This window comes from uncultured Roseobacter sp. (assembly GCF_947488185.1).
GTDB lineage: Bacteria > Pseudomonadota > Alphaproteobacteria > Rhodobacterales > Rhodobacteraceae > Roseobacter.
In genome coordinates this window covers 216,642-228,769 of record NZ_CANKYM010000001.1, presented here as the reverse complement: position 1 = coordinate 228,769, position 12,128 = coordinate 216,642, and the positions used below count along the sequence as shown (strand labels likewise).

21 protein-coding genes are annotated in these 12,128 nt (G+C 57.8%); 18 read left to right on the top strand and 3 right to left on the bottom strand.

What is annotated here, in order from left to right:
• Window positions 1–187: 187 nt before the first annotated feature.
• On the bottom strand, window positions 188–901 hold the full coding sequence (locus Q1A52_RS01325; protein ID WP_300009863.1) for a DUF533 domain-containing protein: 714 nt from the start codon (window positions 899–901) through the stop codon (window positions 188–190).
• Between the two features lie 314 nt (window positions 902–1,215).
• Here Q1A52_RS01325 and rplB point away from each other — a divergent pair, with 314 nt between their 5' ends.
• The 5 genes from rplB to rplP are packed head-to-tail and all read left to right on the top strand — an operon-like array spanning window position 1,216 to window position 3,858.
• The gene (gene rplB, locus Q1A52_RS01320) at window positions 1,216–2,058 is read left to right on the top strand and encodes a 50S ribosomal protein L2 (RefSeq protein WP_300009860.1); all 843 of its coding nucleotides are present in this window, start codon (window positions 1,216–1,218) and stop codon (window positions 2,056–2,058) included.
• A gap of 3 nt (window positions 2,059–2,061) precedes the next feature.
• On the top strand, window positions 2,062–2,340 hold the full coding sequence (gene rpsS / locus Q1A52_RS01315) for a 30S ribosomal protein S19 (RefSeq protein WP_067296663.1): 279 nt from the start codon (window positions 2,062–2,064) through the stop codon (window positions 2,338–2,340).
• A gap of 3 nt (window positions 2,341–2,343) precedes the next feature.
• Window positions 2,344–2,724 carry a 50S ribosomal protein L22 gene (gene rplV, locus Q1A52_RS01310; RefSeq protein ID WP_300009857.1) on the top strand — a complete coding sequence of 127 codons (381 nt, stop codon included), beginning with the start codon at window positions 2,344–2,346 and terminating at the stop codon, window positions 2,722–2,724.
• On the top strand, window positions 2,724–3,431 hold the full coding sequence (rpsC, locus tag Q1A52_RS01305; RefSeq protein ID WP_195819735.1) for a 30S ribosomal protein S3: 708 nt from the start codon (window positions 2,724–2,726) through the stop codon (window positions 3,429–3,431). Before rplV ends, rpsC begins: the two co-directional genes overlap by 1 nt.
• 13 nt (window positions 3,432–3,444) lie before the next feature.
• The gene (rplP, locus tag Q1A52_RS01300) at window positions 3,445–3,858 is read left to right on the top strand and encodes a 50S ribosomal protein L16 (protein WP_219499988.1); all 414 of its coding nucleotides are present in this window, start codon (window positions 3,445–3,447) and stop codon (window positions 3,856–3,858) included.
• A 643-nt stretch (window positions 3,859–4,501) separates the two neighbouring features.
• On the opposite strand, the gene Q1A52_RS01295 is transcribed toward rplP, so the two are convergent.
• Both Q1A52_RS01295 and Q1A52_RS01290 read right to left on the bottom strand, forming a co-directional pair.
• On the bottom strand, window positions 4,502–5,122 hold the full coding sequence (locus Q1A52_RS01295) for a TIGR02466 family protein (protein WP_300009854.1): 621 nt from the start codon (window positions 5,120–5,122) through the stop codon (window positions 4,502–4,504).
• Between the two features lie 257 nt (window positions 5,123–5,379).
• Window positions 5,380–5,868, bottom strand: a complete 489-nt coding sequence (locus Q1A52_RS01290) for a GNAT family N-acetyltransferase (RefSeq protein WP_300009851.1) — start codon at window positions 5,866–5,868, stop codon at window positions 5,380–5,382.
• A 354-nt stretch (window positions 5,869–6,222) separates the two neighbouring features.
• On the opposite strand from Q1A52_RS01290, the gene rpmC reads away from it, so the two are divergent.
• From rpmC to rplO, 13 genes are all read left to right on the top strand, one after another.
• A complete protein-coding gene (gene rpmC, locus Q1A52_RS01285; protein WP_195819739.1) occupies window positions 6,223–6,429 on the top strand; it encodes a 50S ribosomal protein L29 in 207 nt (68 codons plus the stop codon).
• Window positions 6,430–6,440: 11 nt separating this feature from the next.
• Window positions 6,441–6,680 carry a 30S ribosomal protein S17 gene (rpsQ, locus tag Q1A52_RS01280; RefSeq protein ID WP_195819740.1) on the top strand — a complete coding sequence of 80 codons (240 nt, stop codon included), beginning with the start codon at window positions 6,441–6,443 and terminating at the stop codon, window positions 6,678–6,680.
• Window positions 6,681–6,751: 71 nt separating this feature from the next.
• Window positions 6,752–7,120: a 50S ribosomal protein L14 gene (rplN, locus tag Q1A52_RS01275; protein WP_011567679.1), complete on the top strand. Its 369-nt coding sequence runs from the start codon at window positions 6,752–6,754 to the stop codon at window positions 7,118–7,120.
• A 2-nt stretch (window positions 7,121–7,122) separates the two neighbouring features.
• A complete protein-coding gene (gene rplX / locus Q1A52_RS01270) occupies window positions 7,123–7,434 on the top strand; it encodes a 50S ribosomal protein L24 (protein ID WP_300009848.1) in 312 nt (103 codons plus the stop codon).
• Window positions 7,427–7,990 carry a 50S ribosomal protein L5 gene (gene rplE, locus Q1A52_RS01265; RefSeq protein WP_300009845.1) on the top strand — a complete coding sequence of 188 codons (564 nt, stop codon included), beginning with the start codon at window positions 7,427–7,429 and terminating at the stop codon, window positions 7,988–7,990. Before rplX ends, rplE begins: the two co-directional genes overlap by 8 nt.
• Before the next feature lie 16 nt (window positions 7,991–8,006).
• Window positions 8,007–8,312 carry a 30S ribosomal protein S14 gene (gene rpsN, locus Q1A52_RS01260; RefSeq protein ID WP_219505940.1) on the top strand — a complete coding sequence of 102 codons (306 nt, stop codon included), beginning with the start codon at window positions 8,007–8,009 and terminating at the stop codon, window positions 8,310–8,312.
• A 12-nt stretch (window positions 8,313–8,324) separates the two neighbouring features.
• Entirely contained in the window at window positions 8,325–8,717 is a 393-nt protein-coding gene (rpsH, locus tag Q1A52_RS01255) for a 30S ribosomal protein S8 (protein WP_195819744.1), read from the top strand.
• Window positions 8,718–8,727: 10 nt separating this feature from the next.
• Window positions 8,728–9,261: a 50S ribosomal protein L6 gene (gene rplF / locus Q1A52_RS01250; protein ID WP_300009843.1), complete on the top strand. Its 534-nt coding sequence runs from the start codon at window positions 8,728–8,730 to the stop codon at window positions 9,259–9,261.
• 11 nt (window positions 9,262–9,272) lie between these two features.
• Window positions 9,273–9,632 (top strand): 50S ribosomal protein L18, encoded by a 360-nt coding sequence (gene rplR / locus Q1A52_RS01245; RefSeq protein WP_299829227.1) that lies wholly within the window; start codon window positions 9,273–9,275, stop codon window positions 9,630–9,632.
• Window positions 9,633–9,804: 172 nt separating this feature from the next.
• Entirely contained in the window at window positions 9,805–10,383 is a 579-nt protein-coding gene (gene rpsE / locus Q1A52_RS01240; RefSeq protein ID WP_159974569.1) for a 30S ribosomal protein S5, read from the top strand.
• Window positions 10,384–10,385: 2 nt separating this feature from the next.
• A complete protein-coding gene (rpmD, locus tag Q1A52_RS01235) occupies window positions 10,386–10,574 on the top strand; it encodes a 50S ribosomal protein L30 (RefSeq protein ID WP_299734790.1) in 189 nt (62 codons plus the stop codon).
• A 127-nt stretch (window positions 10,575–10,701) separates the two neighbouring features.
• The gene (locus Q1A52_RS01230) at window positions 10,702–11,319 is read left to right on the top strand and encodes a uracil-DNA glycosylase family protein (RefSeq protein WP_300009840.1); all 618 of its coding nucleotides are present in this window, start codon (window positions 10,702–10,704) and stop codon (window positions 11,317–11,319) included.
• Between the two features lie 306 nt (window positions 11,320–11,625).
• On the top strand, window positions 11,626–12,108 hold the full coding sequence (rplO, locus tag Q1A52_RS01225; protein WP_299829235.1) for a 50S ribosomal protein L15: 483 nt from the start codon (window positions 11,626–11,628) through the stop codon (window positions 12,106–12,108).
• Window positions 12,109–12,128: the final 20 nt, after the last annotated feature.

Here is a 12,128-nt window from a genome sequence, read left to right as displayed (position 1 = left end):
TAACCACATGAAGAATGAACCAGCGCGTTTCCGCGATTGCTCGTGAAACGGAACGTCACAGCAGATGCTCCCACGGTTCTAGAGGCCTACAACTGGCCTGACAGTCACTACAGGCGGCCCCAGTGTCTTCCAGAGAAAACGGGTTTTTAGACCGAGTAAGAGGGATTTGGGGGCGGGACACCCGTCATCAGGTGGCGAGCGGTGGGACTCCCATCCTGGCGTGGATCGCATCACGCTGAGCATCGCTCAACCCAAGCCTCGATGCGAGTTGGCGCATATAGTTGGCCTCGGCGACGTTATCGACACGGATCGCGGCCAGCGAGGTCGAGTAGACCTGCTCTCGGCTGATTGTCCCTGCATCCCGCACGAGACCGGCCAAATCGGGCGAGGCCTGCAATTCTGCCTTCACGAATGCGCGCTCTTCCTCGCTGATGTCGCCCAGCCGGTCGACAATGGCGGCCTGTTCCTCGGCATCGATCTCGCCGTCGGCCTTCGCAGCCTGGATCATCGCGCGGATCATCAGCTTGGCCTGCTGCTCCATCGCGTCGCCGACCGGCGTGTTGCCGAACATCGCCTCCATCATAGAGGCCGATTGCTGACTGCCTGCTTCGGCGGCGCCGCGCAGGCTTGCCATCAGACCACCCAGACCGGCGGCACCCGCTTCGGTGGCGCCGGCCGTTGCCTGCTCCATCTGACCAAACAGGTTCTTGACCTGTGCCGAGCCGCCCGGGATGCCGAACTGATCCGCCATACGGCCCAGCTGATCTGCCATATTGCTGCCGCCTGCGCCCTGCATCGCGTCTTGCAGACCGGCCATACCGCCCATCTGCTTGTACTTGTCCATTCCCTTCGCCGCTGCAAACCCGACAGCGACCGCAGCAAGTGCTTTCACAAAACTCATGGTATTCCCTCCACCCAAGACCGCTTGAGCGTAGCATCTCCCCCATAATGTTAGGAAGACAGAAGATCAGGTGTCTCAGGGCGTGGCGAATAGGTGCCCAGACGCGGTCCCGGCACCCTGAAAAATATGAACTTTCAGCGGGTCCCATGCTTGACCCCGGGAGCGCACTCTCTTAAACGGACGCATCGGCAAGGCCCCGGATTCGTCCGGGGCTTCGCCTTTGTCCGTATGGACATCCAAGTCGGGCACCTACGGGGGCCTTCATACCATGGTCGTCATTGCGACGATCGATAGCAAAACGGAAGACAGACAACATGGCACTCAAGTCGTATAAACCGACGACGCCGGGCCAGCGTGGGCTGGTACTGATCGACCGTTCGGAGCTCTGGAAAGGCCGCCCGGTCAAAGCCCTCACAGAAGGCTTGACCAAACACGGCGGACGGAACAACACCGGACGGATCACGATGCGCCGCAAAGGCGGCGGGGCCAAGCGCCTCTACCGGATCGTTGACTTCAAGCGGAACAAGATGGATGTGGCGGCCACGGTCGAGCGCATCGAATATGACCCCAACCGCACAGCTTTCATCGCCCTCGTGAAATACGAAGACGGTGAGCAAGCCTATATCCTGGCGCCACAGCGTTTGGCCGTGGGGGATAGCGTGGTTGCGTCGCAGAAAGCAGATATCAAACCCGGCAACGCAATGCCTTTCTCTGGCATGCCGATCGGGACAATCGTGCACAACATCGAGATGAAGCCCGGCAAGGGTGGTCAGATCGCCCGTGCCGCCGGTACCTATGCTCAATTCGTGGGCCGCGACGGTGGCTACGCGCAGATCCGTCTAAGCTCTGGCGAGCTGCGTCTCGTGCGTCAGGAATGCATGGCCACCGTGGGTGCCGTCAGCAACCCCGACAACTCCAACCAGAACTACGGTAAAGCGGGCCGCATGCGCCACAAGGGCATCCGCCCGTCCGTGCGTGGTGTCGTGATGAACCCGATCGATCACCCGCATGGTGGTGGTGAAGGCCGGACCTCTGGTGGTCGTCACCCGGTGACGCCTTGGGGCAAGCCGACAAAGGGTGCAAAAACCCGGAACAAGAAAAAAGCGTCCAGCAAGCTTATCCTGCGCTCGCGGCACGCCAAGAAGAAGGGGCGTTAATCTATGTCTCGTTCAGTATGGAAAGGCCCTTTTGTCGACAGCTATGTGTTGAAAAAGGCCGAAGCGTCCCGCGAAAGCGGCCGCAACGAAGTGATCAAGATCTGGTCGCGCCGCTCGACAATCCTGCCGCAGTTCGTGGGTTTGACCTTTGGTGTGTACAACGGTCACAAGCACATCCCTGTTAACGTCAGCGAAGACATGATCGGTCAGAAGTTTGGTGAGTATTCGCCAACACGGACCTACTATGGTCATGCCGCCGACAAAAAAGCGAAGCGGAAGTAAGCCATGAGCAAGGATAAAAATCCCCGCCGCGTGGCTGACAACGAAGCAATGGCAAAACTGCGCATGCTTCGTACATCCCCGCAGAAACTGAACCTCGTCGCCGCGATGATCCGGGGCAAGAAGGTCGACAAGGCCCTGACGGACCTGACCTTCTCCAAGAAACGGATCGCCCTGGACGTGAAGAAATGCCTTCAGTCCGCCATCGCGAACGCGGAAAACAACCACAACCTCGACGTCGATGAATTGGTCGTCGCTGAGGCCTATGTGGGTAAAAACCTGACCATGAAGCGTGGACGTCCGCGCGCGCGTGGCCGGTTCGGCAAGATCATCAAGCCGTTCTCGGAAATCACGATTCTGGTGCGTCAGGTAGAGGAGCAAGCCTAATGGGTAACAAAGTCAATCCGATTGGCATGCGCCTGCAGGTGAACCGCACCTGGGACAGCCGCTGGTATGCCGACACGAAAGATTACGGGGACCTCCTGCTGGAAGACCTCGCGATCCGTGAATTCATCAAGAAAGAGTGTCATCAGGCCGGTGTGGCCCGTGTGATCATCGAACGTCCGCACAAGAAGTGCCGCGTCACGATCCACACAGCCCGCCCCGGTGTCATCATCGGCAAGAAAGGGGCGGACATCGAAGGTCTGCGTCAGAAGATCGCCAAGATGACCGACAGCGAGTTGCATCTCAACATCGTTGAAGTGCGCAAGCCTGAACTGGATGCGGCATTGGTTGGTGAAAGCATTGCACAACAGCTGGAGCGTCGGGTGTCTTTCCGCCGCGCCATGAAGCGTGCGGTGCAGAACGCCATGCGCATGGGCGCCCTCGGCATCCGCGTGAATGTCGCCGGTCGTCTGGGCGGTGCAGAGATCGCGCGGACCGAATGGTACCGCGAAGGCCGCGTGCCTTTGCACACGCTGCGCGCCGACATCGATTACGCACATGTGGAAGCGACGACTGCCTATGGCATCATCGGGATCAAGACATGGATCTTCAAAGGTGAGATCATGGAGCACGATCCGGCCGCGCGTGACCGTAAAGCACAAGAACTCCAGGATGGCCCAGCACCCCGTGGTGCAGGCGGTCGTCGCTAAGGGGGAATGACAGATGCTACAACCAAAACGCACGAAATTCCGCAAGCAGTTCAAAGGCTCGATCAAGGGTCTGGCGAAGGGCGGGTCTGACCTGAACTTCGGCACCTATGGGTTGAAAGCCATTGAGCCTGAGCGGGTCACAGCACGTCAGATCGAAGCGGCCCGCCGCGCGATGACACGTCACATGAAACGTCAGGGCCGGGTCTGGATCCGGATTTTCCCTGACGTGCCGGTCACGGCCAAACCCATCGAAGTTCGGATGGGTAAAGGTAAAGGCTCGGTCGATCGCTGGGCGGCCAAGGTCAAGCCGGGTCGCGTGATGTTCGAGATCGACGGCGTAAACGACGACGTGGCCCGCGAGGCCCTGCGTCTGGCGGCGATGAAACTGCCGATCAAGACACGGGTTGTCGTCCGCGAGGATTGGTGATCCCGGCGGCTTTGCCGCCGAGTGCGATATAGCGGGTTTTCAATGAAAACCTGCGGGCCATCACCCGGTTAAGAAAGAGCCCCCGCTGAGAAATCGGCGGGGGCTTCTTGTCGGTGGTAGCTACTCTGAGTTCAGTACCGTTATTGATAGAAGAGTCTTGCCCACATTGCTTCGCATCAACGCTCAATACGACGGGCGAGAGATTTCTCAATTCTGACGCGACAAATATCTTTGGAGAGTATTTCTGGGGTGTAGGGTAACCCGACCCAAAGGTACGAAAACGCGGAGCTTTCTGTGTCTCCGACGGTGCATATATTTCCAGGCCATTCGGACGAGGGCACATCCAAATCTCCGTCGAAAAGCCGTGATACTGCATTGTGATATGAATTCACTTGCCCAAGAAGATGAGGGGCGAGGTTTTCCCCTAAGCAATTGTGGATCTGGCCACCTGTCCCGACGAACAGGACGGGCGGCAGGTCTCCCTCACTGGAAGCCAGCAGATCTCGCACGATTAGCACGTAGTCGGACCAAATATCCGGGCAATGATCGAAACTATTCGAGGCAGCGACGCTCGGAGACGCCACTACATAGGCGCAAGCGAGCGCCTTTCCTAAGTGGTTCTTTCGCTTGCCCATTTTCGCCTTCATCCCCAGCTATAGTTGAATGAGACGGAAATCCGCTCTTCTTCCGCCATGTTGAGCGGGACCTCGTGGCGGAGCCAGCTCTCCCAGAGCAGCACCTCGCCGGCCTCAGGGGTGACGTAGCTGAAGGTGCGCAACTCGGGTCGGGCGTCTTTGATCCGGGCGGGGGCGGCCATCATCATCGGCAAGCGCGGGTCTTCGAATTTGATCGCACTTGCCCCCGCGGGGACGGCAACATATGTGGTGCCGCTGATCACGGAATGCGGGTGGATGTGGCTGGTGTGGATGCCGCCGGGGGGCAGGATGTTGATCCAAATATCTTCCAGTTTCAACGGTCTGTCGCCGAGATCGAAAGCGAGATCCTTGGCGAAAGATTTCACGTGTTTGTCGAGACACTTGACCAGCTCCTTGAAGATCGGAAAGCGGTAGGGCAGGTCGGTCAGCGAGGCATAGCTTGTGTAGCCCGGATAGCCGTTCTCATCACACCAGTTCTGACCTGCTTCATCATCTTCAGCGATGGACCAGCAGGAGGCTTCGAGTTCGGCTGTATCGATGGCGGGCTTCTTCTCGGAGAGAGGGGCGCGGTAGAGGCGGGTGACAAAGAGGGAATCTATGGTGCTCATGATCCCGTCTTAGCCGAGCAGGTGGCGAGAGGCGAGAGGGTTAACGTGGCATGTGTGGAAAGGAGGAGCAGGCTTGGGATCCTGCCAGGAACTTCGGACCGTTTTCCAAAGGGAATATGGTAAATTCGATGTCGGTATTACGTTGGTGGTCGCATAGGTGTTTGAACGAATTTGCGAGATTACGACGGCGTACCGTGGATAAAGATTTAGGAAAAATGGCGGTTGATCGGACTTTGTTGCCGTTGAGTGCGTCCTGTTTACCGCCTCGCCAGCATTGGCAAGATCAAACCCCATTCGGTTTCTTGAGGTGGCCCAGACGGTTTGAACCCCAGCTTTTTGTAGACGGCTATCGCACGTTCATTGTCTGGGTGAGGATCGGTTGCGATCACATGTGCGCCCTCATCGAAGAGAGCCTGCATTCTTGTTTCGATAAACGCTGATCCATGTCCAATGCCGACCATCTCGGGGTCTCCGATGTATTGATCGATTCCCCGCGATCCTTTTGGAAGACTGGCAAAATGGTGACTTTTCCATCCGTGCACTGTGTAGTCTTGCATAAACGCAAAGGGCCGTTCGATGAATGAAACGATCCAGCGAGCGACCCGAGGATCAGCTAAGTCCTTTTCATCATCAAGGTCATCTGAATCCCACCACTCTAGAACATGCGGGTTCGACCGCCAGGCCTTCAACACAGGAAGGTCCTCCAAGGTCGCTCTGCGAAACTTGTAATGATTGGTCGCAATCATTCGATCACCCTAACAGATTGTCCCACGTCAGGTATGGGCTCGTTGCTGCTGTCAGGATCTTGTTTCCTGAACGTCAGCTTAAAGCATCAAGCCATGCCTTGGCTTTGCGAAGGCAGCGCCCGAGCCTCCGCCATTGGGAGGGCGATTTGCACCCACCTCTCGACTCAGGCACGGGTGCAATTGTAGAGTGAATGGAGGACTAGGCGTTGGTATTGGGTTAGACGTTTTGTTCTTTGTCAAAAGGGGTTGCGATGCAGGGCCGTTGGGCCTATACGGCCCCTTCATCATGAACTCCACGGGAATCAGGGTGACGCTTTCAAGCGGCCTTCTCGTGATGTTGAAAGGAATAAGGCGATGGACGCCAAGGAATTGCATGACAAGACCCCGGATCAGCTGCGTGAAGAGCTGGCCAATCTGAAGAAAGAGCAGTTCAACCTGCGGTTCCAGCAAGCCACCGGCCAGCTGGAAAACCCTGCGCAGCTGCGCACCGCGCGTCGCAATGCGGCCCGTGTGAAGACCGTTTTGAACCAAAAAGCAGCCTCTGCTGCCGCGTCTGAGTAAGGAGAGCACCCATGCCAAAGCGTATCTTGTCCGGCGTCGTGACCTCTGATGCCAACGCCCAAACAGTCACCGTGTCCGTCGAGCGCCGCTTTACGCACCCGGTTCTGAAGAAAACCATCCGTAAGTCCAAGAAATACCGGGCGCACGATGAGAAGAACACGTTCAAGGTGGGCGATAGCGTCCGCATCATCGAATGTGCACCAAAGTCGAAAACCAAACGTTGGGAAGTGCTGGAGGCCGCTGAGGCCTGAGGCACCGCCCTTAATTCGAAACCCTGGGGATATGGCCACGCATCGGCCCCCCAAAGGTCGGGAGAAACCAAATGATCCAGATGCAGACCAACCTGGATGTTGCTGACAACAGCGGCGCGCGCCGTGTTCAGTGCATCAAGGTCCTGGGTGGTTCCAAGCGTAAGTACGCGTCCGTCGGCGACATCATTGTCGTGTCGGTCAAGGAAGCCATCCCCCGCGGTCGTGTGAAAAAAGGCGATGTCCGCAAGGCCGTTGTCGTTCGCACCGCCAAGGAAGTCCGCCGCGAAGACGGCACCGCGATCCGCTTTGATCGCAACGCTGCTGTCATCCTCAACAACAACAACGAGCCCATCGGTACACGTATCTTTGGCCCGGTTGTGCGTGAGCTGCGTGCGAAAAACTTCATGAAAATCATCTCGCTCGCTCCGGAGGTGCTGTAATCATGGCTGCCAAGTTGAAAAAAGGTGACAAGGTCATCGTGCTGGCCGGCAAGGACAAGGGCAAGACAGGCAGCATCACGTCTGTGGACCCGAAATCCGGCAAGGCCATCGTGGACGGCGTCAACATCGCCATCCGCGCCACACGTCAGTCCCAGGAAAGCCAGGGCGGTCGCATCCCCAAGGCGATGCCGATTGATCTCAGCAACCTCGCGTTCGTCGATGCCAAAGGCAAAGCGACCCGCGTGGGCTTCAAGATGGACGGCGACAAGAAAGTGCGTTTCGCCAAGACAACAGGGGACGTGATCGATGCTTGATAGTGCAACCTACACCCCGCGTCTGAAGGCCGTGTACAAGGACACCATCCGCGCGGCGATGAAGGAAGAGTTCGGCTACAAGAACGACATGCAGATCCCGAGTCTGGACAAGATCGTTCTGAACATCGGCTGCGGTGCCGAGGCCGTTCGTGACAGCAAGAAGGCCAAGTCGGCGGTTGAAGATCTGACGCTGATCGCGGGCCAGAAGGCGCTGACCACCACGGCGAAAAAATCCATCGCGGGTTTCCGTGTGCGGGAAGACATGCCGATGGGTGCGAAAGTGACCCTGCGCGGCGACCGCATGTATGAATTCCTCGATCGTCTGATCACCATTGCAATGCCCCGCATCCGCGACTTCCGCGGCGTTTCAGGCAAAAGCTTTGACGGACGTGGCAACTATGCCATGGGCCTCAAAGAGCATCTGGTGTTCCCGGAGATCAACTTCGACAAGATCGATGAGAACTGGGGAATGGACATTGTGATCGCCACAACGGCGCAAACCGATGCTGAAGCAAAGAGCCTGTTGAAAGCTTTCAACATGCCTTTCAACAGCTGATCGGGAGGGAATAGATATGGCTAAGAAATCTATGATCGAACGCGAGAAGAAGCGCGAAGCTCTGGTGAAGAAATACGCTGCCAAGCGCGCTGAACTCAAAGCAATCGTGAACGACCAGGAAAAGCCGATGGAAGAGCGTTTCCGCGCCTCCCTGAAGCTGGCGAAACTGCCGCGCAACTCCAGCGCCGTGCGTCTGCACAACCGCTGCCAGTTGACCGGTCGTCCACACGCTTACTATCGCAAACTGAAAATTTCGCGGATCGCGCTGCGGGACCTTGGCTCGAACGGCCAGATCCCCGGCATGGTCAAGTCGAGCTGGTAAGGAGCGCATCAGATGAACGATCCTATCGCAGATATGCTGACACGCATCCGTAACTCCTCGATGCGCGGTAAATCCACAGTCCACACGCCCGCTTCCAAGCTGCGGGCCTGGGTGCTGGATGTGCTGGCGGACGAGGGCTACATCCGTGGCTATGAGAAAACCACCGGTGCCGACGGCCACCCGGCCATCGAGATCAGCCTCAAGTACTACGAAGGCGAACCTGTCATTCGCGAGCTCAAGCGGGTCTCCAAGCCCGGCCGTCGCGTTTACATGGGCGTCAATGACATCCCCGTTGTCCGTCAGGGCCTGGGCGTGTCGATTGTCTCCACCCCCAAGGGTGTGATGTCGGACCAAGCAGCACGCAGCGCCAATGTTGGTGGCGAAGTGCTCTGCACCGTCTTCTAAGGAGCGGCTCATGTCTCGTATTGGTAAAAAACCGGTCGACCTGCCCAGCGGTGTATCCGCCTCCGTGAGCGGTCAGACCATCGAAGTGAAGGGCCCGAAGGGGACCCGGTCCTTCAAGGCCACGGATGACGTGACCCTGAAGGTTGAGGACAATGTGATCAATATCGAACCACGCGGCAAATCCAAGCGCGCGCGGCAGCAGTGGGGCATGTCCCGCACGATGGTTGCAAACCTTGTCACCGGCGTCACCGACGGATTCAAGAAAGAGCTGGAAATCCAGGGTGTGGGCTATCGGGCCAGCATGCAGGGCAACACCCTGAAGCTGAACCTCGGCCTCAGCCACGACGTGGATTACACGGCACCTGAAGGGGTGACCGTGACGGCTCCGAAACAGACCGAGATTGTGGTGGAAGGCATTGACGAACAGCTTGTTGGTCAGGTTGCCGCGAACATCCGCGCTTGGCGTAAGCCGGAGCCCTACAAGGGCAAAGGCATCCGCTACAAGGGCGAGTTCGTCTTCCGCAAAGAAGGCAAGAAGAAGTAAGGACGCAGACAATGGCAAACAGCAAAAGAGACCTGTTCTTGAAGCGCCGCCTGCGCGTTCGGAACAAACTGCGCAAGGTGAACGCGGGGCGCGTGCGCCTCTCTGTGCACCGCTCCAGCAAGAACATCAGCGTGCAGCTGATCGACGACGTGGCCGGCAAAACGCTTGCCTCCGCCTCGACGCTGGAAAAGGCGCTGGGTGTGGTTGGCAAGAACAATATCGAAGCAGCCACCAAGGTGGGTGCGGCGATTGCCGAACGCGCCAAGAAAGCCGGTGTGGAAGAGGCTTACTTCGACCGCGGCGGTTTCCTCTTTCACGGGAAGGTCAAGGCCGTGGCCGACGCTGCCCGCGAAGGCGGTCTGAAAATCTAAGGTACGGTGGCCCAAGGCCCACCCTACCTGCATGCGGGTAAGGTGGGCTTTAGGCCACCGTTGTTTGAGAAAGCGCAGGCGGCTGTGGTGGCCGCCTCGATGATCCGGGGGCATTGCGCTCACTTGGGTTGAGACAAACGGGCGCTTGCCCAGATATTGAAGGATGTTCTCTATGGCAGAACGTGACAACCGACGCGGCAGAGGCCGTGATCGTGACGAAGCACCGGAATTTGCCGACCGTCTGGTCGCCATCAACCGCGTGTCCAAAACCGTCAAAGGCGGTAAGCGCTTTGGCTTCGCAGCCCTCGTGGTTGTGGGTGACCAGAAGGGCCGTGTGGGCTTTGGCAAAGGTAAGGCGAAAGAGGTCCCTGAGGCTATTCGCAAAGCCACTGAGCAAGCCAAGCGTCAGATGATCCGCGTGCAGCTGCGCGAAGGTCGGACGCTGCACCACGATATGGAAGGCCGTCACGGCGCCGGTAAAGTGGTCATGCGCACAGCGCCTGAAGGAACCGGGATCATCGCCGGTGGTCCGATGCGCGCTGTGTTTGAGATGCTGGGCGTGAAGGACGTGGTTTCCAAGTCCATCGGCTCGCAGAACCCCTACAACATGATCCGCGCCACCATGGACGGTCTGCGCAAAGAGTCGTCCCCAAGGTCGGTCGCGCAGCGTCGCGGCAAGAAAGTGGCTGACATTCTGCCCAAGCGTGAAGACGCCGTGGACACATCCGCGCAAGTGGCTGAGGAGGCATGAGCATGGCCAAGACAATCGTTGTGAAACAGATCGGTTCCCCGATCCGCCGCCCCGCCAAACAGCGCGCAACGCTGATCGGCCTGGGCCTGAACAAAATGCACAAGACCCGCGAGCTGGAAGACACGCCTTCCGTGCGCGGCATGATCAACTCGATCAGCCACATGGTCGAGATTGTGGAAGAAAAAGGCTAAGCCCTTTTTGAGAATTGAGATTGAAAAAGCCCCGCAGGAAACTGCGGGGCTTTTTTTGGTTGCTTGAGCTGGCTATTAGCGATGAATTGAAGCGATGGGGCAAAACCTTAAACTTGAAGCACAACGCATGAGCGCAAGAATAGAAGAGGCGTATCAAAAGACCGAAAACACGCTCGGATGGCGCTTTCTATCCAGTCCTGTTTCCGTACTTAACAAGGCCGATATCGCTTTTATTGGGCTGAATCCCGGGGGATCAGAGGTGCCACGTGACCATGCTGAATTTGCAATGGCTCAAGGTAGCGCTTTCCGCGACGAGGAGTGGGCGGGTTGGCCAGCAGGGCAAAGCCGGCTTCAAGTGCAAGTTTTGCGCCTGTTTGAACAACTAGATGTGTGCCCCGAAGATGTGCTCGCTGGAAACCTAGTACCGTTTCGGTCGCCGTCGTGGTCCGATTTGCGGGACAGGGAGTTCTCGTTGCAATTTGGTCGATCACTTTGGTCCAAGGTTTTGGGTCGTGTGAAACCATCGCTTGTCATTTGCATGGGAAAAACTGTGACCGTTGAACTGGCTCGGCTACTGCAAGCAGAAAACGAGATTGCGGTCGACATTGGCTGGGGCGCTGTAAAAGCTACCAGAGCGGAATTTCAATCCGGCAGGATTATTGGCTTGCCGCACTTGTCCCGTTTCCCGGTGATTACTCGTCGTGAGTGTCAAGCGCCTTTGAAGAGACTATTCGAAAACTGGTAAGTTAAGAGGACTGCAATACTAACCGTGATCCCCGATCGCGGGCATCGCCCGACCGCCCCCATGGGCGGGCGCTTCGCACCCGGGGGTAAACCCCGCTGCGGCCTCAAAAGGTCCGGCGGACCTTTTGCAAGACGGCCTTCGCCCCTCGGTCGGGCGCTGCCCTTTCAATGTGCTTAAACGGACCCTTGATCCATCCCTCAACCCCGTCTATATGCCGACGATCACCTGATGAGGTGACAGAATCGAAACGCCGTGTTTGCCCGCTCCCGTCGCTGGGGGGTACATCCGGCCAAAGGAGAAGCGACAATGAAACTGAATGAACTGTCTGACAACGCAGGCGCCACCAAGAAACGCAAGCGCGTAGGTCGTGGCCCGGGTTCCGGCACCGGTAAAATGGGTGGCCGGGGTATCAAAGGTCAGAAATCCCGCTCAGGCGTGGCGATCAACGGGTATGAAGGCGGGCAGATGCCGCTCTACCAACGCCTGCCGAAGCGTGGCTTCAACAAGCCGAACCGCAAGCAGTATGCCGTCGTGAACCTCGGTCTGATCCAGAAATTCATCGACGCCAAGAAAATTGACGCCAAGAAAGCGATCACCGAAGACGTTCTGATTGAGTCCGGCCTGATCCGTCGCAAGCGCGATGGCATCCGTGTTCTGGCCAAGGGTGATGTGACGGCAAAGCTGGACCTGACGGTCACAGGCGCGTCCAAATCCGCCATCGAAGCGGTGGAAAAAGCCGGCGGGTCACTGACCGTGGCGGCGCCGGTCGCGGAAACGTCAGAGGCCTGAGGGCCTAGTTCAGGCTTGTG